We start from the raw sequence: 24,576 nt of genomic DNA, 5'->3' as shown, positions 1-24,576 counted from the left end.
GGCATGTCAAACGCGGGGGGGGCGTGTGATCAGTGAGCGATCCGGGATGCCGCTTTTGGCCGCAAAGCGACGGCATGACCGTCGCCGTGGAAGTGGTCGCTAAACGTGGGCGCCGAATGCCTATGCCTGGCCTTGAGTTGACCGACCCTGCCATTCGCGCAGCCATTGCAGGCCCTCGGAGGTGTCGCCGCGCGGCCGATACTCGCAACCGACCCAACCGGTGTACCCCAGTTGATCGATCAGCTCGAACAGGTAGGGATAGTTCAGCTCGTTGTTCATGTCCGGTTCGTGGCGATCCGGTACGCCCGCGATCTGGATATGGCCGATGCCGGCGATATCCCGTCGCAGCTTCGTCGCCACGTCACCCTCGACGATCTGGCAATGGTAGATGTCGAACTGGACCTTGAGGTTGGCCTGGCCGACCGCTTTGCAGATGGCCTGGGCCTGATGTTGGTGGTTGAGGAAAAACCCCGGCATGTCGCGGGTATTGATCGGCTCCAGCAATACGGTGATCCCGGCCTTGGCCGCTTGTGTCGCTGCGTGGCTGAGGTTTTCCAGGTAGGTTTGCTGGTGCCTGGCGCGATCCGCTTCGTTGGCCAGCAGGCCGGCCATAACATGGATGCGGTCGTTGCCCAGTACCGCGGCGTATTCCAGGGCCTGGTCGAAACCGGCGCGGAACTCCGATTCACGGCCTGGCAGGGACACGGTGCCTTTTTCGCCGGCCGCGATATTGCCAGGCGGTGCGTTGAACAGGGCCTGGACCAGGCCATTGTCGTCGAGCCGCTGTTTCAATTGCTGTGGGCTGTAGTCGTAGGGAAACATGTATTCCACTGCCTGAAAACCATCGGCGGCGGCTGCGGCGAAACGGTCGAGAAAGTCATGTTCGGGGTAGAGCATGCTGAGGTTGGCAGCGAAACGAGGCATGAAGACTCCTGCGGTCAAAAAATCGATCTGTGGGTTACCACTGCACACCAAAGGCTTCGTGGTGTTCGTTTGAGTCGTCGGCAATTGCATCCAATGGTACGGCCGTCGAATTGAAGCGGTCGACGCTAGCGCCTTGCGGCGGGAAATGTCCACTGTCATCTGGTCTCTCATCAAGCGTTGCTGCCTGTGAAGACCGCCGCGTCGAAGGGTGCACGTTGAAATTTCCTGCCGCCATCACGCTCATCCATGGTGCTTTGTGCGAAAACCCGCCCGCTTGCCCGGGGTTTTTGCACGAATCTGCACTGCTGTCGCTCGTATCATTTCACTCGGTAAAAACGCTGAGCATTTGCGATGACAAAAAACACGACCCTGTGGGACATCAGTCCACCCTTGAGTAGCGAAACACCGACCTGGCCGGGGGACACGCCTTTTCTGGAGGAGCGCGTCTGGACCTACGGTCCCGAGTGCCCGGTGAATGTCGGACGCATCACCCTGTCACCGCACACCGGTGCCCACGTCGATGCGCCGCTGCATTACAGCGCTGACGGCGCGGCGATTGGCGAAGTCGCGCTGGATGTGTATATCGGGCCTTGCCGCGTTTTGCATTGTCTGGACAGCGGCGACCTGGTACAGCCCGGGCAACTGGAAGGGCGTTTGCACGATGTGCCCGAGCGTGTGCTGCTGCGGACCTGTCGCCAGGCACCGCTGGCTGCCTGGGACCCGGCGTTCACGGCCGTTGCCAGGGAAACCGTCGATTTGTTGGCCAGCCTGGGTGTGAGGTTGATCGGCATCGATACGCCCTCACTGGACCCGCAGCAATCCAAAACGATGGATTCGCACCGTGCCGTGGCCCGTCACGGCATGGCCATTCTTGAGGGGGTGGTGCTCGATGACGTGCCGGAAGGGGATTACGAGCTGATCGCGTTACCGCTACGTTTTGCCAACCTCGACGCCAGCCCGGTCCGGGCGATTTTGCGGCCGTTGGGTACTCAACAACGCGAGTGACCCATTGGGCAACCGGAACCGGGCGCCGGTGGCCGGTGTCAGGCGTTACTCTCGGTGAATTTTTCGTAGTACAACTGCACGCTGTCCAGTGCTTGTGCCTGCAGCCAGGTCTTGATCGACTCCACCATCGGCGGCGGCCCGCAGACGTACATGTCGACCGGGCCATCACGCAGTTCGGCGACGTCGAAGTGTTCGGCGATGTAGCCGCGCTTGCCGGTCCAGTGCGGCGACGGTTCGCTGACCACCTCGGTGTATCGAAGCCCCGGGAGGTGTTGCGCATACGCCTGGATGCGCGCCTGTTCGCACAGGTCGGCCGCATCGCGCACGCCGTAGTACAGATGCACGGGTTGTTCGCAGCCAAGCTCGGCCAGTTCGTCGAGCATGCCCAGCAAGGCAGACAGTCCGGTGCCGCCAGCCACCAGGATCAGTGGCCGGGCGACGTGCCGCAGATAAAAAGCCCCCAGCGGTGCCTCCAGAACGATGGGGTCACCCACCTGACAGCGTTCGCGGATGTAGTTGCTCATCACGCCATCGGGCAGCAGGCGAATCAGGAACTGCAGCCGATTGCTGACGCCGGGCCGGTTGGCGAAGGAGTAGGAACGCTTGTTCTCGGTCCCCGGAATCTGCAGCCGGGCGTACTGCCCGGGCAGGTAATCCAGCGACTGGCCCACATCGCCCAGATCCAGATGCAGGATCGCCGTACTGGCCGACACCTGTTTGACCTCGGTGACCGTTGCCGTGAGTTGATCGGGGCCAGCGGCGTTGCACAGGCTGGAAGCGAAGTCGAAATAGAACGTTGCGTCGGATTTGACCCGGGTCTGGCAGGTGAGCATTTTGCGTTGTTGCAGGTCCTGACTGGAGAGGGCTTCCTCATCCACATAGTCCTGGCTGTAATCGCCTGACTCGCAACGCCCCTGGCAGGTTCCGCAGACGCCTTCGCGGCAGTCCAGGGGGATGTTGATGCCATTGCGCAGGGCGGCGTCGAGCAGGATTTCATTGGCCTGCACAGGGAAGAACAGCGTTTTGCCGTCGGCAAAGCTGAACGCGACTTTATGGTTCATGTCCGGTCTCCCTGGGTTCAGAGGTGATAGAAGTCGAGTACCGAATTGATGGTGTCGTTGAGCAGCAACACATGCTTGCGAACGATCAGCCAGCTATCGGCGTGGGGCTTGAGGTGGTAGGTCGCGCGGCCGAAAAACTGCTCGGCCGTGGCCAGGCGGTAATACAGGGTGTGCCAGTTCAGCTGCACTTGCAGCTCATCGTTTTCCAGGGGGGCGATCCGCACGTTGCTGATCTGATGCAGGGTGCGCGGCATCGGCGTCGAGGACGCGGACTTGCCGGTGCGCAGGCGGAACACGCGGTCTTCCAGGCCTGAACGATTGGGGTAATAGATCAGCGACATTTCGCGTTTGGGGTCGCGGGTGTAGACGTGTTCGGAGTCCCATTGCGGCAAGTGGAACTCGCTGTGCTCGGCGAACAGCTGGACATAGGCATCCCAGTCCTGGGCGTCGCACAGTTCGGATTTGCGATAGAAAAACTGTTCGATCCGGTACTGCAGTTGCGCATTCATCATTGCACCTCACGGAGTTTCAGGGATTTGGCGTCCAGGCCGTCGAGCAGGAATTTCTGCCAGTTGCTGTGCTGGTTGACGTAAAGCCCTTCATGGGTGAATTCGGTACCGGTCATGGCCGGGGCAATGCCGATCGCTTCGCTGTTGGGCGTGGCGCCGCTGGCCCAGCGGTGACTGCCGCGGGAGATATCGCTCCAGCGTTCCAGGCGCGCCTGGAAGCCACGCTGGGCTTCACGGAATTCCACCAGGTCATCCGGCGTGCCCAGACCCGAGACGTTGAAGAAATCCTCGAACTGGCGAATGCGGTTTTCGCGGTCGGCGTCCGACTCGTTCTTGACCCCCAGGCACTGGCTGATGATTTCGGTCTTGTTCCACGCCACCGGACGGATGATGCGCAATTGCGAGCTGATCTGATCGAGGAAAAACAGGCTCGGGTAGATGTTCAGGTTGCGCAGGCGATGCATCATCCACTCGGCCTTTTGCTGGCCATGTTCTTCGATCAGCCGCGGCATGATCGTCGCGTAGCCGGAGCGTACCGAAGGGTTGGGCATGTCGCTGAACAGCAGGCTGTGACCGTTGTTGAACGCGAACCAGCCATCATCGGTATTGGCGTCGCCGGCGCCGAGCTTGCTGTAGTCGAGGGTGCTGCTGGCGGCGTTGCCGTTTTCGCTGTTGACCTGCTGGCGATGCTGCACCGTGGCGACGTAGTTGTAGTGGACGGTGCTCACGTGATAACCGTCGAGGCCGTTTTCGTTTTGCAGCTTCCAGTTGCCGTCGTAGGTGTAGGCCGACTTGCCGGGCAGTACTTCCAGCTCGCCGGTCGGCGACTGGGCGACCATCATGTCGAAGAACACTTTGGCATCGCCGAGGAAGTCTTCCAGGCTGTTGTCGGCGTGCACATCCAGGCTGATGAAGACGAAACCCTTGTAGCTCTGGATGCGGGCTTTTTTCAGGCCGCGTGTGGCTTTGTCGAAGCCTTCCGGGTACTCGCCCGGCGCCTTGACCTTGACCAGGCGGCCGTCGCTTTTGTAGCACCAGGCATGGAACGGGCAGGTGAAGGTCGATTGATTGCCCTTGCCCACGCGGGTCAGCGTCGTGCCGCGATGCTGGCAGGCATTGATCAGTGCATTGAGCCGACCCTCACCGTCGCGGGTAATGATCATCGGCTGGCGGCCGGCGCGCAGGGTCACGAAGTCGTGGTTGTTGGCCAGTTCGCTTTCGTGGCAGGCATAGATCCAGTTCTTCTCGAAGATCAGTTCCATCTCCAGATCGAACAGCTGCGGCTCGGTGAACATCTCCCGGGCGATGCGGAAAACGCCTTCTGCGGGACGGAAGTCCAGGCAGCTTTCGATAAACGTTTTCCATTGTTCGACGTTTCTTTCACCACTCATGGTGTGCACCTTTTTTTATTCGGCTAATCGGTGCGCTCATTAGAGAAGCGGGGCGGGTGATGGTCTATCCGATAAGTTGGTGAAGGCAGTCCGTAAAATTGGGGGCCAGGTAACAGTCGGTTGGGCAGCGATGACACAAATCCGTCACCAGGTGATAAACGGCTGCACCTGATGGCGCCAATCAGATACTGTTTTGCACGACGTCGAGTGCGGATTCGATGGCCTTTGCGGCTTCGCCAGCCATGTCTTGTCCGCTTAGTTGCCAATCACTATCCGTTAATTGGGCGCCGACGTTTTATGGCGTGGAAGTTGCTCCTGTCCCGCCTGACAAGCGCCACCAGAGCGCGCAGAACCAGACTCCGTGAGTGCACCATGATGAGTAGCAAAGTGGATCCGCAGTTTCGCGACATTCGTGTCGACAGCGATAACCTGGAGGCTGCCAGAAGCTGGATGTCCGGTATCTGCGGACCCCATCGACTCGTGAGCGCGACCCCCGAACGGATCCGCTTTCATCACAACGCCAACATGTTCAAATCGATGGCCACCACCCTGGGCACCATCGAATACGGTACCGACGTCACCATCGATATCGAAGACGCCGAGCACTTCAGCAGCTACAGCCTGAGCCTGCCGTTGTCGGGCGAACAGGAGCTGAGCAAGGCGGGCAGCGTGGTCAGGTCCGACCGCGATCAGGGGGTCATCATTTCCCCCAATGAACACCAACTGCTGACAATCTCCGGTGACTGTCGCAAGGTCCAGGTGGTGATTACCCGAGTGGCGATGAGCGAGGCTCTGGAAGGGATGCTGCAACGGCCGCTGGATGTGCCGCTGCGCTTCGAGCCGGTGATGGATGCGATCGATGGAGCGTCGGCGTCGTGGTGGCGCATGGCGCGTTATTTCATCGACGAACTGGAACGCAGCAGCGAACTTTTCGAGCAGGTGGCCTTCACCCGGGACATTGAAAGCTCACTGATCAAAGGCTTGATCCTCGCCCAGCCCAACAACTATTCGCAGGAACTGCGGGACGCGTTGGGCGTGAAATTGCCGCACTACCTGGTCAGGGCTCGACAGTACATCCACGACAACGCCCGCGAAGCGTTGCACCTGGAGGACATCGAAGCCGCTGCCGGCGTTTCACGCTTCAAGTTGTTCGACGCGTTCAGGAAGTACTTCGCCTTGTCGCCAATGGCCTACCTGAAAAAGTATCGCTTGAATGCCGTACGCCAGGAAATTCTCGAGCACGGTTCGGCACGCAACATTTCCGGGATAGCCATGGGCTGGGGGTTCATGCACCTGGGCCGTTTTTCCAGCGAATACCGCAAGCTGTTCGACGAAACCCCGAGCATGACGTTGCAGCGCAAGGAGGCCCGGCGCCTGCACGGGCTCTGAAGGACGCTGCGGTCTTACTTGCGTACCACCAGATCGAGCAACTGCTCGCGCTCCTTGATTTTCTGCAGGACGATCTCCGAACGTATGTCGGTGACGCCGGCGGTGCGGTTGAGGTGATTGACGATGAAATCCGAGAAGTGTTTGAGGTTGCGGGCCTGGACCCGCAACACATAGTTGCTCGCCCCGGTAATGACATAGGCGGTGACCACCTCCGGCCACTGCTGGACCTTCTTGATAAAGGTCTCGTGCCAGTCCTCGACGTCCTGTCGCAACGACACATGGACGATGGCTTCCAGCTCGATGCCCAACCGCTCGGCATTCAGCACCGCGCGATAGCCGGTGATGATTCCTTCGCTTTCCAGCAGGCGCAACCGGCGCAGGCAGGCCGACGGTGACAAGGCGACTTTCTCCGCCAGTTCCTGATTGCTGATTCGGCCATCCTGTTGCAGCTGATGCAGGATTCGCAGGTCTGTCGAGTCAAGATTCATGGTTTGAATAAATCCGCGTTTATTGGGGGTGGATTCGAATTATCTGCGAAATAATTATTACATGGCTGGTTACTTTGCACGAAAATTCTCCAAAGGTTCGTTCATTATCTCTCTACCCAAAGGCAGGTTGATCGCCTTGAACCAGGGCGCCTGATCCGGCTGATGCAACCCGCCCGGATGGCGTCCCATGACAAAAAAACAGGACACTCGATGACGACAAGAAACAGTTGCCTGGCGCTTGATGCCCAGGACGCTCTGGCGCCCCTGCGCCAGCAATTCGCGCTCCCCGAAGGGATTATCTATCTCGATGGCAATTCCCTCGGTGCGCGGCCGGTCGCGGCATTGGCGCGGGCACAAGCGGTGGTCGCCGAGGAATGGGGCAATGGCTTGATCCGCAGCTGGAACAGCGCTGGCTGGCGCGAGCTGTCCGAGCGTCTGGGCGACCGCCTGGCGGGCTTGATCGGTGCGGGGGCGGGTGAAGTCGTGGTGACCGATACCACCTCGATCAACCTGTTCAAAGTGCTGAGCGCTGCCTTGCGCCTACAGGCCACAAGGTCACCGCAGCGGCGAGTGATCGTCAGCGAATCGAGCAATTTTCCCACCGACCTGTACATCGCCGAAGGCCTCGCGCAGATGCTGCAGCAGGGTTATACCCTGCGCCTGGTCGACAGTCCTGAAGCCTTGCCGCAAGCCATTGACCAGGACACGGCGGTGGTCATGCTCACCCACGTCAATTACAAGACCGGCTACATGCATGACATGCAGGCCCTGACCGCGCTGACCCACGAATGTGGCGCGCTGGCCATCTGGGACCTGGCGCATTCCGCAGGCGCAGTACCGGTCGATCTGCACCAGGCCGGTGCCGACTACGCCATCGGCTGCACCTACAAGTACCTCAATGGCGGGCCGGGATCGCAGGCTTTTGTCTGGGTTTCGCCGTCATTGTGCGATCTGGTGCCACAACCCTTGTCGGGCTGGTTCGGCCACTCGCGGCAATTCGCCATGGAGTCGCATTACGAGCCGAGCAGCGGCATCGCGCGTTACCTGTGCGGCACTCAACCGATCACCTCATTGGCGATGGTCGAGTGCGGCCTGGACGTGTTCGCCCAGACTGACATGGCCAGCCTGCGCCGCAAATCCCTGGCCCTGACGGACCTGTTCATCGAACTGGTCGAGCAGCGTTGCGCGGCTCACCAACTGAAGTTGATCACCCCGCGTGAACACGCCAGACGCGGCAGTCATGTCAGCTTCGAACACCCCGAAGGTTATGCGGTGATCCAGGCCCTGATCGACCGTGGCGTGATTGGTGACTATCGCGAGCCGCGCATCATTCGGTTCGGTTTCACCCCGTTGTACACAACCTTCACCGAAGTCTGGGATGCGGTGCAGATCCTCGGTGAGATCCTCGACCGCAACACCTGGTCGCAAGCGCGATACCAGGTTCGCCACAGCGTGACTTGAAACCTGCGGCGTCCTGGTCCAGCTGCGGGCACTTTCCGCGGCGGGCGTTCGGGCGCCGGCAATAACCAGTTCTGCAATCACAATAATAAGGAGCACGCAGAATGAAACTGTCCCTCTGGCCTGCCTTGCCGCTCGCCATCTCCAGTTGCCTTGGCCAAATGGCCTGTGCCGCCTCTGACAACGGATTTGTCGAAGACAGCAGCCTGACCCTGACCAACCGCAACTTCTATTTCTACCGCAACAACCTCAACAACCCGGGCGGTCAGAACTATCGGGACGAGTGGGCCCACGGGATCATGCTCGACTACCGCTCCGGCTACACCCAGGGAACGCTGGGTTTCGGGGTCGATGCCTACGCGCAGTTGGGCATCAAGCTCGACAGTGGCAAGGGGCGCACGGGCACAGGGTTGTTGCCGGTCGATTCCGATGGTCGTCCCGAGGATGAGTACTCCGAAGCCGGTGGTGCGCTGAAGGCGCGGATTTCGCGGACCGTGCTCAAGTACGGCAACCTGACACCGCTCAATCCGGTGTTCGGCACCGGTAACGCGCGACTGTTCACCAGCAGTGCCACCGGCTTCCAGCTGACCAGCAATGAGCTCAAGGCATTGCAACTGGACATTGGCCACTTCACTGCCGGCAACGACAATAACTCGACCAATGCCGATGGCGCCCTTAAAGCGCTGTACGCCGGGGTGGAAACCCGCAGCGTTGATTACCTGGGCGGCAGCTATGCGCTGAGCGATCAGTTGAGTGTCAGCCTGTACGGTTCGCAGTTCACCGACATCTGGCGGCAGTACTACGGCAACGTCAACTACACCTATGTGCTGACGCCAGACCAGTCACTGAACCTGGATTTCAATCTCTATCGCACCAACGATAACGGCGACAGCCTGGCCGGCCGGATCGACAACACCACCTGGTCGTTTGCCACCGCGTACAGGTTCGGCGCCCATCGGTTGACCCTGGCGTACCAGCGGGTCGATGGTGAAGAGCCGTTCGATTACCTGGGTTTCGACCAGCAACCTGGCACTTCGATTTTTCTCGCCAACTCGATTCAGGTCCTCGACTTCAACGCCCCCAACGAACGCTCCTGGCAACTGCGTTATGACCTGGACATGGCGCCTTTCGGCGTGCCGGGGCTGAGCTTCATGTCGCGTTACGTCAGTGGCGACCACATCGATGACAGCCATTACGACGGCGGCCCCAATGGCGCCTATGGGCGTTACGGCGATGACGGCAAGCGCTGGGAACGCGACCTCGAGGCGCGCTATGTCGTGCAGTCGGGCAAGGCCAGGGACCTATCAATACGCGTGCGTCAGGCCAGTGTGCGCTCCACAGCGCAACTCGCCCGGGCCGACACCACGGACAACAACGAAGTCCGGGTGATCATCGAGTATCCACTGAGTATTTTCTGATCCGTGTCCTGCTGTGCGTGGCTGATCCCCACCGTTAAACCCACGACGTGCTCTTCAAGAAAGACAAAATCCAGAGGACATAGAAATGACCGATAACTGCGGTTTCGAAACGATATCCAACCGTGAACATGGCCTGCGGCGGCAACTGACGTCGGGGCAGATGAGCATGATCGCCATTGGGGGTGCAATCGGCACCGGGCTGTTCATGGGCAGCGCCTATGCCATTGGTTATGCCGGGCCGAGCGTGCTGTTGAGCTATGCCATTGGCGCAATCATCACCTTGCTGCTGATGGGCTGTCTGGCGGAAATGACCGTGGCCCATTCGACCTCGGGTTCGTTCGGCGCCTATGCCGAGTTTTATGTCAGCCCGCTGGCCGGGTTCCTGGTGCGCTATGCCTATTGGGCGGCGATTGTGCTCGCGGTCGGTACGGAAGTGACCGCGGTGGCGATGTACATGAAGTACTGGTTTGCCAACGTGCCGGAATGGATCTGGATCGTCTCGTTCTCCAGCGTGTTGATCGTGCTCAATGCCATCAGCGTGAAGACCTTCGGTACCTTCGAGTACTGGTTCTCGACCATCAAGATCGGCGCGATTGTCGGCTTCATTATCCTGGCGGTGTATGTGGTATTCGGTTCCGGCAATCCGGAATACGGCGTGCACAATTACACCGCTCACGGCGGTTTCTTCCCCAATGGCCTGCAAGGGATGTGGATCGCGGTGATCGTGTCGATCTTCAGCTACCTGAGCGTGGAGATGATCGCGGTGGCGGCCGGTGAGGCGAAGGATCCGGAGCAGGCGGTGAAGAAAGCCTTTCGCGGGACTATCGTGCGCCTGGTGGTGTTCTACCTGCTGACCCTGGCATTGATGCTGGCGATCGTGCCTTGGGTCCAGGCTGGCCATGCCCAGAGTCCGTTCGTCACGGTCATGCAGGCCATCGGTATTCCCGGCGCCACCGGTGTGATGAACTTCGTGATCCTGATTGCGGCGTTGTCGGCGATGAACAGCCAGTTGTACATCACCACGCGCATGATGTTCAGCCTGTCTCGAGCCGGCTACGCGCCAAAATCCATGGGGGTGTTGAGCAAGACCGGGATCCCGTTGAACGCGTTGTTGCTTTCCAGTTCGGGGATCGCCCTGGCCACCTTGCTCAACATCCTGTACCCGGAAAGTTCGTTCACCCTGATGATGGCGATCTCGATGTTCGGCGCGATCTTTACCTGGTTCATGATCTTCCTCACTCACTACTGTTTCCGTCGTTTTCATGAACGCAATGGCAACCGCAAATTGTCGTTCCGCATGCGTCTGTTTCCCTACAGCACATTGTTGGGGTTGGTCCTGATGGGGGCCGTGATGATCACGACCTACTTCACAGAGGCCTTCAAGATGACCCTGGTGTTCGGTGTGCCGTTCTTGCTGGTGCTGTCGGTTGTCTACGGCATTTTCTTCAGGAAAACCAAGGCCGTTGCGGTGCTGAATCCGCAGCCCAGGGGCTAGACCGAAGGGAGCCTCGCTGTTGCGGGACTCCCTTGTTTGCAACGCCCGGCCGAATATCTGTTGACCTGGCTGTTTCGTAGCAACAGACTTTCTCCTTTTGTGTGTTCCTAAAGGTCCGTCTGATGCGTAAGTCATTCACTGTTGTTGCATTAAGTCTGCTTGTATCGCAGTACTCCCTCGCCGGCGAAGCCACCAACACGGCTATCGGTGGCGGTGTCGGCGGCGCCCTTGGCAGCGTGGTCGGTCAGGCTATGGGCGGTAGCACTGGCGCAGCGATCGGAGCCGGCGTAGGTGGCGCGGCCGGGGGCGCAATGACCGCCAAGAGTGGCAAGAAGACCGAGTCGGCTATTGGCGGAGGTCTCGGTGCGGCGGGTGGGCAGGTCATCGGCAACAGTGTCGGTGGCTCCACCGGTGGCCTGATCGGCGCGGGTCTGGGCGGCGCAGCAGGTGGTGCGATCGGCAACAATATGGCCGATGACGACGATCACCACGATTCGGGTTACAAGCAAAAGAATAAACACAAGAATAAACATAAACACAAACATCACGACTGATCGCGGGTGCGAGACAGAGCATTTGGAATGCTTTGTTTCAAAAGGGGGAGCGGGTATGGCGCTCCCCTTATGGGTGGTCTTTCAGGTCATGCCCGAGCCGCCTTGACGTCTCGGCGATCACCCCGGGGTAGAGGCCTCTCGCCCACTTGCCCTTTATCCATGAGCCATTGGCGTTCTGCCGATCATTCGATTGCTTTCACACAGCGTTATCCATTTAAGCCGGGTGCTGACGTGTCTCACCGTCGGTCGGCTTTCTGCTGCGCGGGTTGACCCGGAGCCAGAAAGGGCTAGTTTTCATTGGGTGGGAAAAATTCCCACGCCAAAGATTCAGGGGGAAATAGTCAAGCTTATTCCCATGCCGCTCCCGGATTGCAACGCGGATCGCGTTGACACTGCTCGCGGTAAATCACCAGGAGAATGCACGATGAACACTTACCTGCTTTTCAAGAAAGGTTTATTGGCGCTGGCAATCGGTGGCGTCCTGTCGGCCTCCGTCGTTTTGGTACCGGACTCCATTTCCCATGACGCCACTGCCTATGCCAAGGATGGTGGTGGTGGTGGTGGTGGTGGTGGTGGTGGTGGTGGTGGTGGTGGTGGTGGCAACGGCGGTGGTGGAGGCCACGGTGGCAACGGTGGTGGCGGTAACGGTGGTGGAGGCCACGGTGGCAACGGTGGTGGCGGTAACGGTGGTGGAGGCCACGGTGGCAACGGAGGTGGCGGTAACGGTGGTGGAGGTCACGGTGGCGACGGCGGTGGAGGCCACGGTGGTAACGGCGGTGGCAATGGCGGCAACAGTGGCCATAGCGGCAGCGACCATGGAAGCGACCATGGGAATGGCAAAGGGAATTCAGGCCATGCCGGTACCGGAAACTCGAACTCCGGTCGCAGTGGTACCCATGCAGAAGCGGGTGACGATCATGGTGTCCACGTAGGCGGTGAGCCGGGTGATGATCATGGCGTTCACGTAGGCGGTGAGCCAGGTGACGATCACGGCGTTCACGTTGGCGGTGAGCCCGGTGACGACCATGGCGTTCACGTCGGTGGCGAGCCGGGTGACGACAAGGGTGTTCACGCGGGCGGCGAGCCGGGTGACGACAATGGCGTCCACACTGGCGGCGAACCCGGCGACGACAACAGCCGGACCTGAGGCGGCCTGATGCCCCATGCAAAACCCGGGAGACCGGTTTTGCATGGGGGCACGCAAAAAATACAGTCTGCATTCATGGGATTATTTCCCACGCAGCTATACTGGGGTTAACTATCCGGGAATGCGCTGAATGCAATCATCTACCTTGCCCACCTCGCTCCTCAAAGCCCTGCGCCATGTCATGCGGCCGCTGGTACGTCTGATGCTGCGCAAAGGCGTCACGTACCTGGTTTTCGCCGACCTGCTCAAGGAGGTTTTCGTCGATGTGGCGGACCGAGAGTTCCGTCTGGACGACAAGGCACCGACCGACAGCCGCATCAGCCTGCTCACCGGCGTGCACCGCAAGGACGTACGGCGTTTGCGCAACAGCGGCGACCCCGCCACTTCCACGCTTCCGGAAAACATCACCTTCGGTGCGCAACTGGTCAATGCCTGGACCACCGCACCCTTCTGCGACGACGCCGGCCAGCCATTGCCACTGCCACGTTTGGCCAGTGTCGGCGGCGACCGTTCCTTTGATGCGCTGGTGGCGAAGGTCAGCACGGACATCCGGGCGCGGGTGGTGCTGGACGAATGGCTGCGCCTGGGCGTCGTGCGCCTTGACGAGCAAGAGCATGTGCACCTCGAAGCCCAGGCCTTCGTGCCGCAAAAGGGCTTCGATGAGAAAGCGGCTTACCTGGGGCATAACCTGCACGATCATGCCTGCGCAGCGGTACACAACTTGAGCGGCGAAGGTCCGGCCTTTTTTGAACGCAGCGTCCACTATGACGCATTGGCCCCGATGAGCGTCGAGGCGCTGCGCGAGGCCGTTGCCAGCGAGGGGATGCAGGCCCTGTTGAGCTTCAACCGACTCGCCGCCGAGCTGGAATTTCGCGACCTGCCCAGCCTCGAACCGCGTCAGCGCATCACGGTCGGCCTGTACTTCTACACTGAAGCTTGCGATCCCAACTCACCGACGGCTCCCAAGCCATGACCATCCATTTGCGCCTGATTCGAGCCGCCGCCCTCGCTCTGGGCCTCGGGCTTCCGATTGTATTGCATGCCGCGCCGGCCTGTGTCAGCCAGAATGAGGCGGGTACCAGTGAAGTGCCGCTCATAGAGGCTCCAGGTGGCACTGGCGGTACGGGCGCGGCGCCTGGCGGCATGGGCGGTACGGGCATCGACACCGACAACGGCGGGGTGGGCGGTACCGGTGCACCCCTGAACAAACGCCCTGGCGGCATTGGCGGTACCGGTGCCGTCGCTGGCGGCGTGGGCGGCACGGGCATCAGCAACGACAACGGCGGGATCGGCGGCACCGGCATTGTCGGCACCATCACCGGGTTTGCCTCGATCTGCGTCAATGGCGTGGAAGTGCACTTCAACAAAAACGTGCCTGTCAGCGAGAACGGCATTGCCGCCACCAGCACCCGCCTGGCAGTAGGCCAGGTGGTTGCCGTGGAGGCGTTCAATTCCCGGCGCGGTCTGGAGGCCGGGCGCATTGCTATCCTGCATGTCTACGAAGGCCCTCTGACAGCCCTGCCCAGAGATTCCATGCCCATGCGTGTCATGGGCCAACCGGTACGCCTGGCCAACGGTGCTCAAGTTGCTCCCGGTTTGCGTGCGGGTGATCCCGTACGGGTCAGCGGGCTGCGCGATGCCCGGGGTGAAGTGGTGGCCAGCCGCATCGACCGCGCGCCCGGCCTCAAGGAGGCCAGCGCCATCGGCCCGGTCGATCGCAGCGGTTATCTGCAGGGGCTCAAACTCGGCAACCGTCCGGGACCGGCGCAGGAAATGCTGGTGCGTGGCCAGTGGTCGGGCCGCGAACTGGAGGTGAGCCAAAGTCGCCCCGACCCGAGCCTGCCTTTCATTGGCCGGGCACACAATGCGGTGATCGAGGGCCTGGTACAGGGCCGGCAGGACCGTCGCCTGGTGGTGGGCGGCTTTAATGTGACGATGGCGAGCGACACCGTGTTTGCCGGTGTGCAGTCTTCGCAGCTGACGCTGGATCGACGCGTGCGGGTCACCGGCGTGTTCAGCGGCGCGCGGGAGGTACAGGCCACGCGTATCGAATTGCCCCGCGAGCGCTCCGATTCGCCAGCCGGCAACCGGCACGGGCAACTTCGAAACAGTGAGCAAAACACGGACGACTCAAGTGGCTCGGGCCATTCGGGCAGCTCGGACGATTTCAACAACTCCGGCGACTCGAGCGGCTCAAGCGACTCCAACGGCTCCGGTCACTCGGGGGATTCGGGGAACTCGGGCAGTGACAGGAGCGGCCGCTCCGAGAGCGTTGTCGACGATACTCGCCACGGGGGCAATGACAGTCATGGTGGTGGTGACAATATCGAACGCGTGGACGTGGACAAGTCTGGCAAATCAGAGCGTGTCGAGAAGGTCGAGCAATCCGGCAAGGTCGAGAGAGTGGAGAGGGTAGAGAAGGTAGAGAAAGTCGAAAAGGTCGAACGTCCGGAGAAAGTCGAGAAAGTCGATCGGCCGGAAAAGGTTGAGAAGGTCGACAAAGTTGATCGGCCGGAAAAAGTCGAGAAGGTCGAAAAAGTTGAAAAAGTTGAAAAAATCGAGAAGGTTGAAAAGGTCGACCGCTCTGGCAAGTCGGGATAAACCGTGAAGGCATGATGCACTTGCGCCATAAGTCACTAGTCTGTGTAAGTCACGCAACAAAGCCTGCGTGTGGACTTCGATGACGCAAGACACGAGGTGAACATGGACCCCAAGCGCATCCTGCTCGTCGGTTGGCTGGCCAGCCTGGCCTTGCCGACCCTGGCCGATACCTTCTCGACCTCGATCGGAACCGACTACTCCCGGGGTGATTATGGCACCGGCACGACTTCCGAAACCTGGTACGTCCCGCTGGTGGGCAAATACGAAACCGGTCCCATGACCTACAAGCTCACTGTGCCCTGGCTGCGCATCACCAATCCTTCGGTCGGCCCTGACGGCGAGCCGTTGCCCGGCGGCTGCGGGAAAGTGGAAAGCGGTTTGGGCGACACTGTCGCCGGTGCCGACTATGCCGTGCTTGACGGCAACATTGGCGGGCTGTTCGTGGACCTGATCGGCAAGGTCAAGTTGCCCACCGCCGACGAAGACAAGTGCCTGGGTACCGGCAAAACCGACTACTCCGCCCAGGTCGATGTCGCCAAGGCCTTCGGCCGGGTGACCGGGTTCGCCACGCTGGGCTGGAAAAAATTTGGCGATCCGTCAGGCTCCGACTTCGACAACCCGATATTCGCCGGCCTGGGTTTCGCCATGCCCGTGTACGCGCGCACCACGGCAGGGGTGTCCTACGACTGGCGGCAGAAGGTCGTATCCACGGGCGACCAGATCAAGGAACTCACCCTCTTCCTCACCCACAAGCTCAATCAGAACTGGAAATTTCAGTTGTATGCCGTCAAGGGGTATTCCGATGCGAGCCCGGATGGCGAGGCTGGACTGGTGTTCACCCACACCTACTGATACCCGCCAGTTTCCGGGCCCCGATGGGTTTTGTCGTCTCAACCCAGGCCTGCGCCTGCTTCAGTCCGGATGGTCGGTGGTTGACACACGGGCTGACAGGCCTAATCTAAAAGTGTGGGAATATTTCCCACGCACGGAGGCCGACTGGCTCTGAAGGATCGTTCGGAACCGCAGTTGCTTGTTTTTGCTGCAAATTAATGGCCGTGCCGGTTGGCTGGCCGCTCCAATGGGCGGCCGGGAACTCACTGGACATTGCGTTCGATACGGACATGACTACGCAACTCCAAGCGGAGGTGCATCATGCTTCTCAAAAAATGTTTGTTGGCCCTGGCAATTGGCGCAGTCCTGTCTGCATCGACTGTGCTGGTGCCCGATTACGTCGGTAGCTTCTCCAGCGTGCATGCCAAAGATGGCGGCAGCGGTGGTGGCGGCAGCGGAGGCGGAGGAGGTAACGGAGGTGGCGGCGGCAACGGAGGCGGTGGCGGTCACGGTGGTGGCGGCGGCGGTGGCTCCGGAGGCGGCGGTCATGGTGGTGACGGCGGAGGCGGCCACGGTGGCGGCGGTGGTGGTAACAGTGGTGGTCACGGTGGCGGCAGTGGCTCCGGAGGCGGTGGTCACGGTGGTAATGGCGGAGGCGGTAACGCTGGCGGTGGCCATGGCGATGGTGGCGGTGACGGTGGCGCAGGACATGGCGGCATGGGCCGCGGCGATGCTGACCATGGTGGTGTTGCCGGAAACGCAGGCCAAGGCAATGCCCGTGGCGATAAGGCTGATAAAGCCGATAAGGCTGATAGAGCCGATAAGGCCGATAGAGCCGATAGAGCCGATAGAGCCGATAAGGCTAATAGGGCTGACAACAATGCCGCAGATGCAGCCCGGAACGCTGCCAAAAATGACGCAGATGCAGCCAGAGACGCTGCCAGAGCTGATGCAGACGCAGCCCGGGATGCTGCGAAAGCTGACGCAGATGCAACCCGAGATGCCGCCAGAGCTGCGGCGGATGCTGCCCGTGACGCTGCAAAAGCTGCAGGTGTAGCGGGTGCAGATGCAACCAGAGATGCTGCGAGGGCCGCTGCAGATGCCGCCAGGGACGCTGCCAAGGCAGACGCAGATGCAACCAGAGATGCAGCCCGGGCTGCTGCAGATGCTGCCAGGAACGACGCCAAGGCTGATGCGAACGCGGCCAGAGAGGCGGCCAAGGCCGAGAAGAGGGCTGCCAGAGAGGATGTGGCGGATGCCCCTGACGCTCCAGACGCCCCGGATGCTCCGGATGCCCCAGACGCGCCGGATGTCGACGTGGTGGAGGTACAGAACTAGGCCTGCACGCTACGCAACGGCAGGCATACCCGTAGAAAACGTCCCGGGAATTTGAAGGACGTATCGAAAAAAAAGTCGCAAACCCTGCAGGGTTTGCGACTTTTTTTGCCATCGTGTTGCGCGATCGCGCTACACGGATCAGCCGTTGCTGCGATTGCTTGCCTTGGCCTTGCTTTGCGCTACAGCGGCTTCAGCCTTCTGCTTCTGCGCAACCTGGAAGGCTTCCATCGAGACCTTGCGGGCCGACTCCATGCGATTGAATGTCTTGTCACCACCACCGGTGGCCATCGCCAGAGAAGAAGCGGTCAGAGCGGCAATTACGAACAGAGCTTTCATGGATTTCATTTGGATATCCTCAAGTGAGAAAGTGAGATAGGTAAATAGTTAAAAACGGAATTCATTGGCAAAGGCTGAACGGGCTTGTTCAACCTGACTTCACCAGCCAGCCAGAGCGGCGTTTCCGGTTCCCCAGGTGCCTTGCTCCATACGGCCTTCAGCGTTTTTGTTTTTCGCCCAGACGGTGAGCAGCACCATCATTCCAAAGCCACCGACGATGAGAACCGGATAGGCCGCCAGCAACTCGACCAGCGAGTATTTCCAGGCCAGCGGACGACCGACACCGAGCATGGCGGCATAGAACCACGACACACCGGAGAGCGCGCCGGAGAACAGCGCCAGCATGCGCAAGTTAAAAGAGAGTTTGAGTATCGAACCGGCTTTCTTCAGTGCCGGCAATACAGCGCTATGCAACAGGAAACCGTTAAAGGTCAATAACACAACGATACCGATTTTGGCTTGCAACTTTGGATTGAGGAAATATTCCATCCCCTTGCCGGCATAATCTATTCCGATAATAGCAATGCCCGTAATCCAAAGCGCTACAAGTGCAAGCGATACGGTTTTTTGAAGGCTTTCCAGATGCGCGTCATCATGGTGACCCGACACATCCCCCTTCAGGAGTTGCTTGACCATTGCAATGTCACTGGTCAACACAAGTCCGATTGCCACGCAGCAGGCGATAAGATGGAAATATACAACGCCCAAGCGAATATATTCCGCGGCTGGCGAAGTCAGTATACCAAGTTCCATGATTACCTCTTTGTACTCTTAGTGGATCAACATGACTTCAGCACGGCTAGTTGAATTTATCCGTTGCTGACTGCAGTCAGGATCCAGCAATTTCTATTATTTAATCTTGCGGCATTTTGCTGCGAAGAAAAAAGCGAGTTTAGCGAATGAACTTTTTGAACATTCGGTTAGTTCCATTTTCAGGTAACAAAAAACCTCATTCGCACTGGGCGTCTATATGAGGTTTAACTTCCGCTTCTTGAGTCAGCTGAGCATCGGAGCCCGTGTGACCTGTTGCGTATTCTGAACGAAAAAAACCGTCTGCGTTCATTTTTTGATCAATTTTGCTGACCAACGGCAGTGCCGAAATTGGTCGCATATTGCTATCACCGGAGGACGCAGCCAGCACCATGACTGACTTTCGGCGAGTCGGGAGGCGCATGAAAGCCCCGTCGATTTTTTCGTCTTTTTTTCCATATTCCAGGGTAAAAATCGGGGGTTATAAGGCCAATCGGCCATCAAAAAAGCCCTGGTAGGGGTAAAAAACCAGGTCAATGCACTGCCATTTTTCCCTCGAAAAAAGCACATTCCGGGCAGTTGATTGCGTCGTGCAATGCACCTTCTTCCTCCGGCACTGTTTGCGGGTGTGAGAGGGCGCCCGACGACGGCTTTGGTTTGAAGAATAAAAATGTGCAGGTTTTTGAGCAAATTTTTCGCATTAACAGGGCGGTCAGCACCGCCCGGGAGGGCGTCAGTGAAACCCATGAGGTACTGGCGACAGGTAGCAATCGGCCAAGCAAGGACTGTTTGGAGGCTCTATAGGTTGCACCTGGCACAGAGCGACCAGGGCGGACGTGCACGGGGACAGTGCTCTGACCGCAGGCAACGGCCGTACTATAATTAATGTCTGTCAATGTTTGTGTGGCGGGCGCTCCAAAACGAATCAGGTATCCATAGATAGCGTTCACCTGACAGGCAAAGGGCAGCACAGCAAAAGGGATGGACAATACGTCTGATGACTCGAGAGAGGGTTCAGCCATGAAAATTCACTCCTTCCAGCATTACTCTCATGGTCTGGAAATGGCCGTTCATGATGCTTGGATTACCGCCAGGGTGAAGTCGGCCCTGGCATTTTCCGATCCGACCCTTAGCCTGCATATCAACGTCAAAACCCATGCGGGCATAGTGGGGTTAAGCGGCCGCGTCAACACCCATAGACAGTGTGAACAGGCCATTGAGCTGGCCCGTTCGGTTCATGGTGTCGCCGAAGTCGATGCCAGCGACCTGCAGACCCATGTGTTCACGCCAGGGAGTTTTCCAGAAGCGCCCAACGCCGAAGAGAGCACTGAGCGCCGGCCACAGTCGTCAACAAAGATGGACGACAAATGACAATGGCAACTTTGTAGGCGCCGCGCTCCCAGTCGGGAACCGGGAGCGCAGGGAGCTGAATGCCTGTGTGCCCCAGAGTGAAACGCCCATGGCTTCGTGGACATTTGCGACTGGCTGCTCAGGCCGTTTTCTGCCTGTCATCCAAGGGTCTGCATCAGGCTGCGTAATTGGAGAATCGCCTGCGCAATCGGGGAGGTTGGCAGGCAGCGCAATCGCTAGTTTAGGGCCTATCCAACAACAAGACCTCGCTATAGGAAGGCTTATGCAATACAGGTTTGCCATCTCGCACTGTGTGCCCTGCGTTTTTGAGTTGACTAAGGGAAACCTTTAGCCGGGTTGAAGTTTTCCCCCCAACGGATGCTGTTCATCTCGATATCGGCGCGGCGCCTACTGACTTACCTTGGGTAGACAGGAGGCGTGTCGTCTTGGCGGGCTGTTGCATTGAGCCCGCCTGGCGTTTTACCCCATAACAACAATAGGCCTGACCATGCTCGAACCCATCGTTCTTTATATCCCTGATGCAATTCGCCTTCCTGCGCAAGAAGGCTCGGTGTTCGGCTGCCGGCATTTTTAACTTTTAGTTCGAATCTGCTCCTATAAATACAGTGCCCAGCACATACAGATGTGGAGAAGTTAGATGCTTCAGGTAAAACAATCTTGCCGTGGGCTTGGTATTGCCGGCGTGTTGGGAATGATCTGTTCGCCATTGGCAGCCTATGCCGATGTTGTTGATGATAGTCACTTGAAAGTGGATACGCGTAACTTCTACTTGCACCGTAATTACACCAATAACAATGCGCCGGTTTCTGAAGTGCATAGTTGGTCTCAGGGGTTCGATGCACAGTTTACGTCCGGTTACACCGACACGGTCCTGGCGATCGGCCTTGATGTGGATGCGCAATACGCAGTGCGCCTGGATTCATCGGGCAACGACGGTTCGCTGCCTTACAGCGTCAGTGACCAGCAGACGGCGGATGACTACAGTCGCGCCGGTGCAACCTTCAAGATGCGCTACAGCAAGACCGAGTTGAAGGTCGGTGACCTTCGCCCTCAATTGCCGGTGGCGTACGATGACACCAGTCGGCAACTGGATACGATCTATCAAGGGGCGGTGGTCGAGTCCAGGGAAGTCGATGGATTGACGATGACCGGTGGCCGGTTCTGGTCTGCCGTGACACGGGAATCTTCCAACCACGAGAAACTGTACAAGTTTGGCTCCACCGATAATCTCGACAGTGACGGCCTGGACTTCGGCGGCGCCACTTACGACATTACCAAGAACCTGCAAGCCAGTTATTTCTATGGCGTGTTGCACGATATTTATCAGCAGCACTATTTCGGCCTGATGCATATGGCTGACTTGGGTAATGGCTACAAACTCAAGACCGACTTGCGCTACTTCAATAACAATGAAGATGGTAGTGCCTTGAACGGTGAGATCGACAACCGTTCCTACGGTGGCTTGTTCACCTTGCTCAAAGGCGCCCACATGTTTGGCCTCAGTTACCAGCGCATGCTCGGTGACAGCGTGTTCCCGACGATGAACGGGTTTATCCCGCAACCTTATCTGGTGCACTGGTCGTCCCTGGGGTTTGTCCGCCCGGATGAAAAGTCCTGGGGCGCGCGCTACAGCTATGACTTTGCCGGGATGGGCATGCCGGGGCTGAAGCTCTACACCCGCTACATCAAGGGAACCCACTGGGACCGTGGCGCCAACCTGAGCGACAACCAGGAAAGCGAACGCTTCCTGGGGCTCAGCTACGTGGTGCAGAGCGGGGCGCTGCAAGGCCTGGGGCTGGACCTGCGCAACATCGACGTGAAACAGAAGTACGGCTACGACTACAACGAATTTCGTTTCGCCACGACCTACACCTGGAAGTTCTGGTAAGCCCGGTCCATCCGGGGTTTGACCCCATAACAATAAGAGGCCTGACCATGTTCGAACCCTTTGTCCTTTACATCTGCCCCGCAACTTCCCAGTCGGTGCGCCGTGCACCGTCACCCGGCGCGCTGTGCCCATGAGCGGATTCCAAGAGGAGCAAACACTAATGAATATCCAGGTCGATAACGCGGTCCTGCAACAGCAGAAGAAGAAAACCTACATTTACGAGTGGTACGTGGTCGGCCTGTGCATGATCGCCTACATCTTTTCATTTGTGGATCGGCAGATCCTGGCGCTGATGATCGAACCGATCAAAGCCGACCTGCAGATCAGCGACACTCAGTTCAGCTTGCTGCACGGGCTGGCCTTTTCGTTGTTCTACGCGTTCATGGGCATGCCCATCGCCTACCTGGCGGATCGCTTCTCCCGGCCGAAGATCATCGCCGTCGGCGTGGTGTTCTGGAGCCTGGCGACGGCTGCCTGCGGCATGAGCAAGAACTTCCTGCACATGTTCCTCGCCCGCATTGGCGTCGGTGTCGGCGAAGCGGCCCTGTCGCCCTCGGCCTACTCGATGTTCAGCGACATGTTCCCCAAGGAAAAACTCGGCCGCGCCGTGGGCATCTACTCGATCGGCTCGTTCGTCGGTGGTGGCCTGGCCTTCCTGGTGGGTGGCTATGTGATCGCGATGCTCAAGGACATGAACACCATCGAAGTCGCCGTTCTCGGTGCGATGAAGGCCTGGCAACTGGCGTTCTTCATTGTCGGCCTGCCCGGTATCGTGGTCGGCCTGTTGATCTGGCTTACCGTGCGCGACCCGGCGCGCAAGGGGCTGCAGGTCGATGCACAGGGTCAGGCCAAGAAGGTTGCGATGAGCGATGGCTTGCGTTTCCTCGGTCGCCACCGTGCCACCTTCACCTGCCATTACCTGGGCTTTTCGTTCTACGCCATGGCCCTGTTCTGCATGATGAGCTGGAGCCCGGCGCTGTACATCCGCAAGTTCGGCCTGTCGCCAATGGAGGCCGGCTACATGCTCGGCACCGTGCTGTTGGTGGCCAATACCGCAGGCGTGCTGTTTGGCGGATGGCTCACCGACTACCTGGCCAAGAAAGGTCATCAGGACGCCGCCATGCGCACCGGCGTCATCGGTGCCATCGGCATGGCGGTGCCGGCCGTGCTGTTCCCGCAAGTCGATCAACTGTGGCTGTCGGTGACGCTGTTGGTGCCGGCGATGTTCTTCGCTTCGTTCCCGATGCCGGCGTCCACGGCGGCGATGCAGATCCTCGCGCCGAACCAGGTGCGCGCACAGGTCTCGGCGGTGTTCCTGCTGATCAGCAATCTGCTGGGCCTGGGCCTGGGCACCACGCTGGTGGCGCTGTTGACCGACCGCTACTTCGGATCGCCCGCGGCGGTGGGTTCGTCGATGTCGCTGGTGATCGCCGGTGCATCGGTGTTGACGGTGCTACTGCTATGGCGTGGCTGCCGTCGTTTTCGGGAAAGCTATGCCCGGGAGTATCCGACCCGGGCCTGATTGGTCATAGTCCACGATCGGCGCCTCGGCCTCGCTCCCTTTGAAGGGCGCGGGGCCGGGGTGCTCCAGGTCAGGAGAACCCTTGATGTTGAATGATGTACACCTGCTGGAACGGCACAGCCTGCTCAGCTCGGCCGATTACCGCGAGATCAAGGACAAGGTCAGCCAATACCTGTGCCCCCACAGCTTCAACGTACTGCGTGACGAGCCCATCCACACTCGGCTCAACGGGGTGTTTTTCGGCGATTCGGCACTGCTCGACCTGCGCTATGGCGCGCCGGTGGAAATCACCATCGGCGACATTGCCGATCAGTACCTGTTTCGCATTACCTTGCAGGGGCACTGCGAAGTGGCCCACGGGCGGCGCAGCGCGGCGATGCAGTCGGGCTACCTGAGCGTTTCCTCGCCGTTCGCGCAAAGCCGCATCGTCACCGATGGCGAGTGCCGCAACCTGATCCTGCGGGTCGACCGTGATGCCCTGGAGACACAATTGCAACGCCTGCTCGGCCGCAGTCTGCGGCAGTCGGTGATCTTTGATGTCAGCGTCGACCACCTGGGCGCGGGCGTCGTCAGCCTCTATCACACCCTGGACTACATCTGCCGGCTGTACGGCAGCGGCGTGGACGGTTCGCGTCTCGCCAGCGGACTGTCCGAATACCTGATGCAACTGCTGCTCACACAGCTGCCGCACAACTACTCGGCGGATCTGTTGATCGACTCGCGCGCGCCGCTGCCGCACCACGTGAAAAAGGCCCGTGACTACATCGAGGAACACCTCGACGAACCGATCAGCCTGACGACCTTGAGCGAACTGTGTGGCGTCTCGGTGCGCACCCTGCAAAACGGTTTCAACCAGTTCCTTCAGCAGGCGCCGATCGAGTACATCCGCGACCGGCGCCTGGCGGTGATCCACGAATCGCTCAAACAGGGCAGGGCCGGTGAAACCGTCACCGATATCCTGTTGCGTCACGGCATCAACAGCTTCGGGCATTTCTCCAGCGCTTATCGGCAACGCTATGGCTGTCTGCCGTCGGACACCCTGCGGCGGCAGAAGCATTGAGACTCCTGCGCAATCCGTCAGTCGGCTGCGCAATCGGATA

At 59.4% G+C, this 24,576-nt stretch carries 23 protein-coding genes; 15 read left to right on the top strand and 8 right to left on the bottom strand.

Annotated features, from left to right (window positions below; all coding sequences use genetic code 11):
- Positions 1 to 120: 120 nt before the first annotated feature.
- Positions 121 to 924: a 2-oxo-tetronate isomerase gene (otnI, locus tag KW841_RS22555; RefSeq protein WP_218479826.1), complete on the bottom strand. Its 804-nt coding sequence runs from the start codon at positions 922 to 924 to the stop codon at positions 121 to 123.
- 351 nt (positions 925 to 1,275) lie between these two features.
- On the opposite strand from otnI, the gene kynB reads away from it, so the two are divergent.
- Positions 1,276 to 1,929 carry an arylformamidase gene (gene kynB / locus KW841_RS22550; RefSeq protein WP_218479825.1) on the top strand — a complete coding sequence of 218 codons (654 nt, stop codon included), beginning with the start codon at positions 1,276 to 1,278 and terminating at the stop codon, positions 1,927 to 1,929.
- Positions 1,930 to 1,967: 38 nt separating this feature from the next.
- On the opposite strand, the gene antC is transcribed toward kynB, so the two are convergent.
- Genes antC through antA form a run of 3 tightly spaced genes read right to left on the bottom strand, consistent with a single transcriptional unit; the run spans position 1,968 to position 4,890 of the window.
- Positions 1,968 to 2,990, bottom strand: coding sequence for an anthranilate 1,2-dioxygenase electron transfer component AntC (gene antC / locus KW841_RS22545; RefSeq protein WP_218479824.1), 1,023 nt, complete (start codon positions 2,988 to 2,990; stop codon positions 1,968 to 1,970).
- A 17-nt stretch (positions 2,991 to 3,007) separates the two neighbouring features.
- Complete coding sequence (gene antB, locus KW841_RS22540) at positions 3,008 to 3,499, bottom strand: anthranilate 1,2-dioxygenase small subunit (RefSeq protein ID WP_218479823.1); 492 nt, start codon at positions 3,497 to 3,499, stop codon at positions 3,008 to 3,010.
- The gene (gene antA / locus KW841_RS22535) at positions 3,499 to 4,890 is read right to left on the bottom strand and encodes an anthranilate 1,2-dioxygenase large subunit (protein ID WP_116582220.1); all 1,392 of its coding nucleotides are present in this window, start codon (positions 4,888 to 4,890) and stop codon (positions 3,499 to 3,501) included. The genes antB and antA overlap by 1 nt, the downstream gene beginning before the upstream one ends.
- A gap of 375 nt (positions 4,891 to 5,265) precedes the next feature.
- Between antA and KW841_RS22530 the strand changes: the two genes are divergently transcribed.
- A complete protein-coding gene (locus tag KW841_RS22530) occupies positions 5,266 to 6,279 on the top strand; it encodes a helix-turn-helix domain-containing protein (RefSeq protein WP_218480014.1) in 1,014 nt (337 codons plus the stop codon).
- Positions 6,280 to 6,293: 14 nt separating this feature from the next.
- Here the strand turns inward: KW841_RS22530 and KW841_RS22525 are convergent, their stop codons facing one another.
- The gene (locus KW841_RS22525) at positions 6,294 to 6,767 is read right to left on the bottom strand and encodes an Lrp/AsnC family transcriptional regulator (RefSeq protein WP_007971266.1); all 474 of its coding nucleotides are present in this window, start codon (positions 6,765 to 6,767) and stop codon (positions 6,294 to 6,296) included.
- Positions 6,768 to 6,977: 210 nt separating this feature from the next.
- On the opposite strand from KW841_RS22525, the gene kynU reads away from it, so the two are divergent.
- From kynU to KW841_RS29940, 9 genes are all read left to right on the top strand, one after another.
- Positions 6,978 to 8,228 carry a kynureninase gene (gene kynU, locus KW841_RS22520; RefSeq protein WP_218479822.1) on the top strand — a complete coding sequence of 417 codons (1,251 nt, stop codon included), beginning with the start codon at positions 6,978 to 6,980 and terminating at the stop codon, positions 8,226 to 8,228.
- Between the two features lie 101 nt (positions 8,229 to 8,329).
- Positions 8,330 to 9,643 carry an OprD family porin gene (locus KW841_RS22515; protein ID WP_218479821.1) on the top strand — a complete coding sequence of 438 codons (1,314 nt, stop codon included), beginning with the start codon at positions 8,330 to 8,332 and terminating at the stop codon, positions 9,641 to 9,643.
- A gap of 85 nt (positions 9,644 to 9,728) precedes the next feature.
- Complete coding sequence (locus KW841_RS22510; RefSeq protein ID WP_218479820.1) at positions 9,729 to 11,138, top strand: amino acid permease; 1,410 nt, start codon at positions 9,729 to 9,731, stop codon at positions 11,136 to 11,138.
- A gap of 122 nt (positions 11,139 to 11,260) precedes the next feature.
- On the top strand, positions 11,261 to 11,692 hold the full coding sequence (locus KW841_RS22505) for a glycine zipper domain-containing protein (RefSeq protein ID WP_218479819.1): 432 nt from the start codon (positions 11,261 to 11,263) through the stop codon (positions 11,690 to 11,692).
- A gap of 424 nt (positions 11,693 to 12,116) precedes the next feature.
- A complete protein-coding gene (locus KW841_RS29785) occupies positions 12,117 to 12,839 on the top strand; it encodes a hypothetical protein (RefSeq protein ID WP_371319527.1) in 723 nt (240 codons plus the stop codon).
- Positions 12,840 to 12,969: 130 nt separating this feature from the next.
- Entirely contained in the window at positions 12,970 to 13,812 is an 843-nt protein-coding gene (locus tag KW841_RS22490) for a DUF6502 family protein (RefSeq protein WP_218479816.1), read from the top strand.
- Entirely contained in the window at positions 13,809 to 15,440 is a 1,632-nt protein-coding gene (locus KW841_RS22485; RefSeq protein ID WP_218479815.1) for a DUF5666 domain-containing protein, read from the top strand. The genes KW841_RS22490 and KW841_RS22485 overlap by 4 nt, the downstream gene beginning before the upstream one ends.
- A gap of 102 nt (positions 15,441 to 15,542) precedes the next feature.
- Positions 15,543 to 16,292, top strand: a complete 750-nt coding sequence (locus KW841_RS22480; protein WP_218479814.1) for a hypothetical protein — start codon at positions 15,543 to 15,545, stop codon at positions 16,290 to 16,292.
- 400 nt (positions 16,293 to 16,692) lie between these two features.
- On the top strand, positions 16,693 to 17,328 hold the full coding sequence (locus KW841_RS29940; RefSeq protein ID WP_305729909.1) for a hypothetical protein: 636 nt from the start codon (positions 16,693 to 16,695) through the stop codon (positions 17,326 to 17,328).
- A 419-nt stretch (positions 17,329 to 17,747) separates the two neighbouring features.
- Here the strand turns inward: KW841_RS29940 and KW841_RS22470 are convergent, their stop codons facing one another.
- The 3 genes from KW841_RS22470 to KW841_RS22460 form a co-directional block, all read right to left on the bottom strand.
- A complete protein-coding gene (locus KW841_RS22470) occupies positions 17,748 to 17,954 on the bottom strand; it encodes a co-regulatory protein PtrA N-terminal domain-containing protein (protein WP_007971248.1) in 207 nt (68 codons plus the stop codon).
- 90 nt (positions 17,955 to 18,044) lie between these two features.
- Positions 18,045 to 18,698, bottom strand: coding sequence for a hypothetical protein (locus tag KW841_RS22465; protein ID WP_218479813.1), 654 nt, complete (start codon positions 18,696 to 18,698; stop codon positions 18,045 to 18,047).
- Positions 18,699 to 19,228: 530 nt separating this feature from the next.
- Positions 19,229 to 19,717, bottom strand: coding sequence for a hypothetical protein (locus KW841_RS22460; protein ID WP_218479812.1), 489 nt, complete (start codon positions 19,715 to 19,717; stop codon positions 19,229 to 19,231).
- On the opposite strand from KW841_RS22460, the gene KW841_RS22455 reads away from it, so the two are divergent.
- From KW841_RS22455 to KW841_RS22440, 4 genes are all read left to right on the top strand, one after another.
- Positions 19,716 to 20,066 carry a BON domain-containing protein gene (locus KW841_RS22455; protein ID WP_218479811.1) on the top strand — a complete coding sequence of 117 codons (351 nt, stop codon included), beginning with the start codon at positions 19,716 to 19,718 and terminating at the stop codon, positions 20,064 to 20,066. The genes KW841_RS22460 and KW841_RS22455 overlap by 2 nt on opposite strands.
- A gap of 637 nt (positions 20,067 to 20,703) precedes the next feature.
- A complete protein-coding gene (locus KW841_RS22450; protein WP_218479810.1) occupies positions 20,704 to 21,954 on the top strand; it encodes an OprD family outer membrane porin in 1,251 nt (416 codons plus the stop codon).
- A gap of 160 nt (positions 21,955 to 22,114) precedes the next feature.
- Complete coding sequence (locus tag KW841_RS22445) at positions 22,115 to 23,476, top strand: MFS transporter (protein WP_218479809.1); 1,362 nt, start codon at positions 22,115 to 22,117, stop codon at positions 23,474 to 23,476.
- 85 nt (positions 23,477 to 23,561) lie between these two features.
- Positions 23,562 to 24,536 carry an AraC family transcriptional regulator gene (locus KW841_RS22440; protein WP_218479808.1) on the top strand — a complete coding sequence of 325 codons (975 nt, stop codon included), beginning with the start codon at positions 23,562 to 23,564 and terminating at the stop codon, positions 24,534 to 24,536.
- Positions 24,537 to 24,576 lie beyond the last annotated feature (40 nt).

The organism is Pseudomonas sp. PDM28 (assembly GCF_019219115.1).
Classification (GTDB): domain Bacteria; phylum Pseudomonadota; class Gammaproteobacteria; order Pseudomonadales; family Pseudomonadaceae; genus Aquipseudomonas; species Aquipseudomonas laurylsulfatiphila.
The sequence above is the reverse complement of the archived record's forward strand: the minus strand, read 5'-3'. Positions and strand labels throughout refer to the sequence as shown.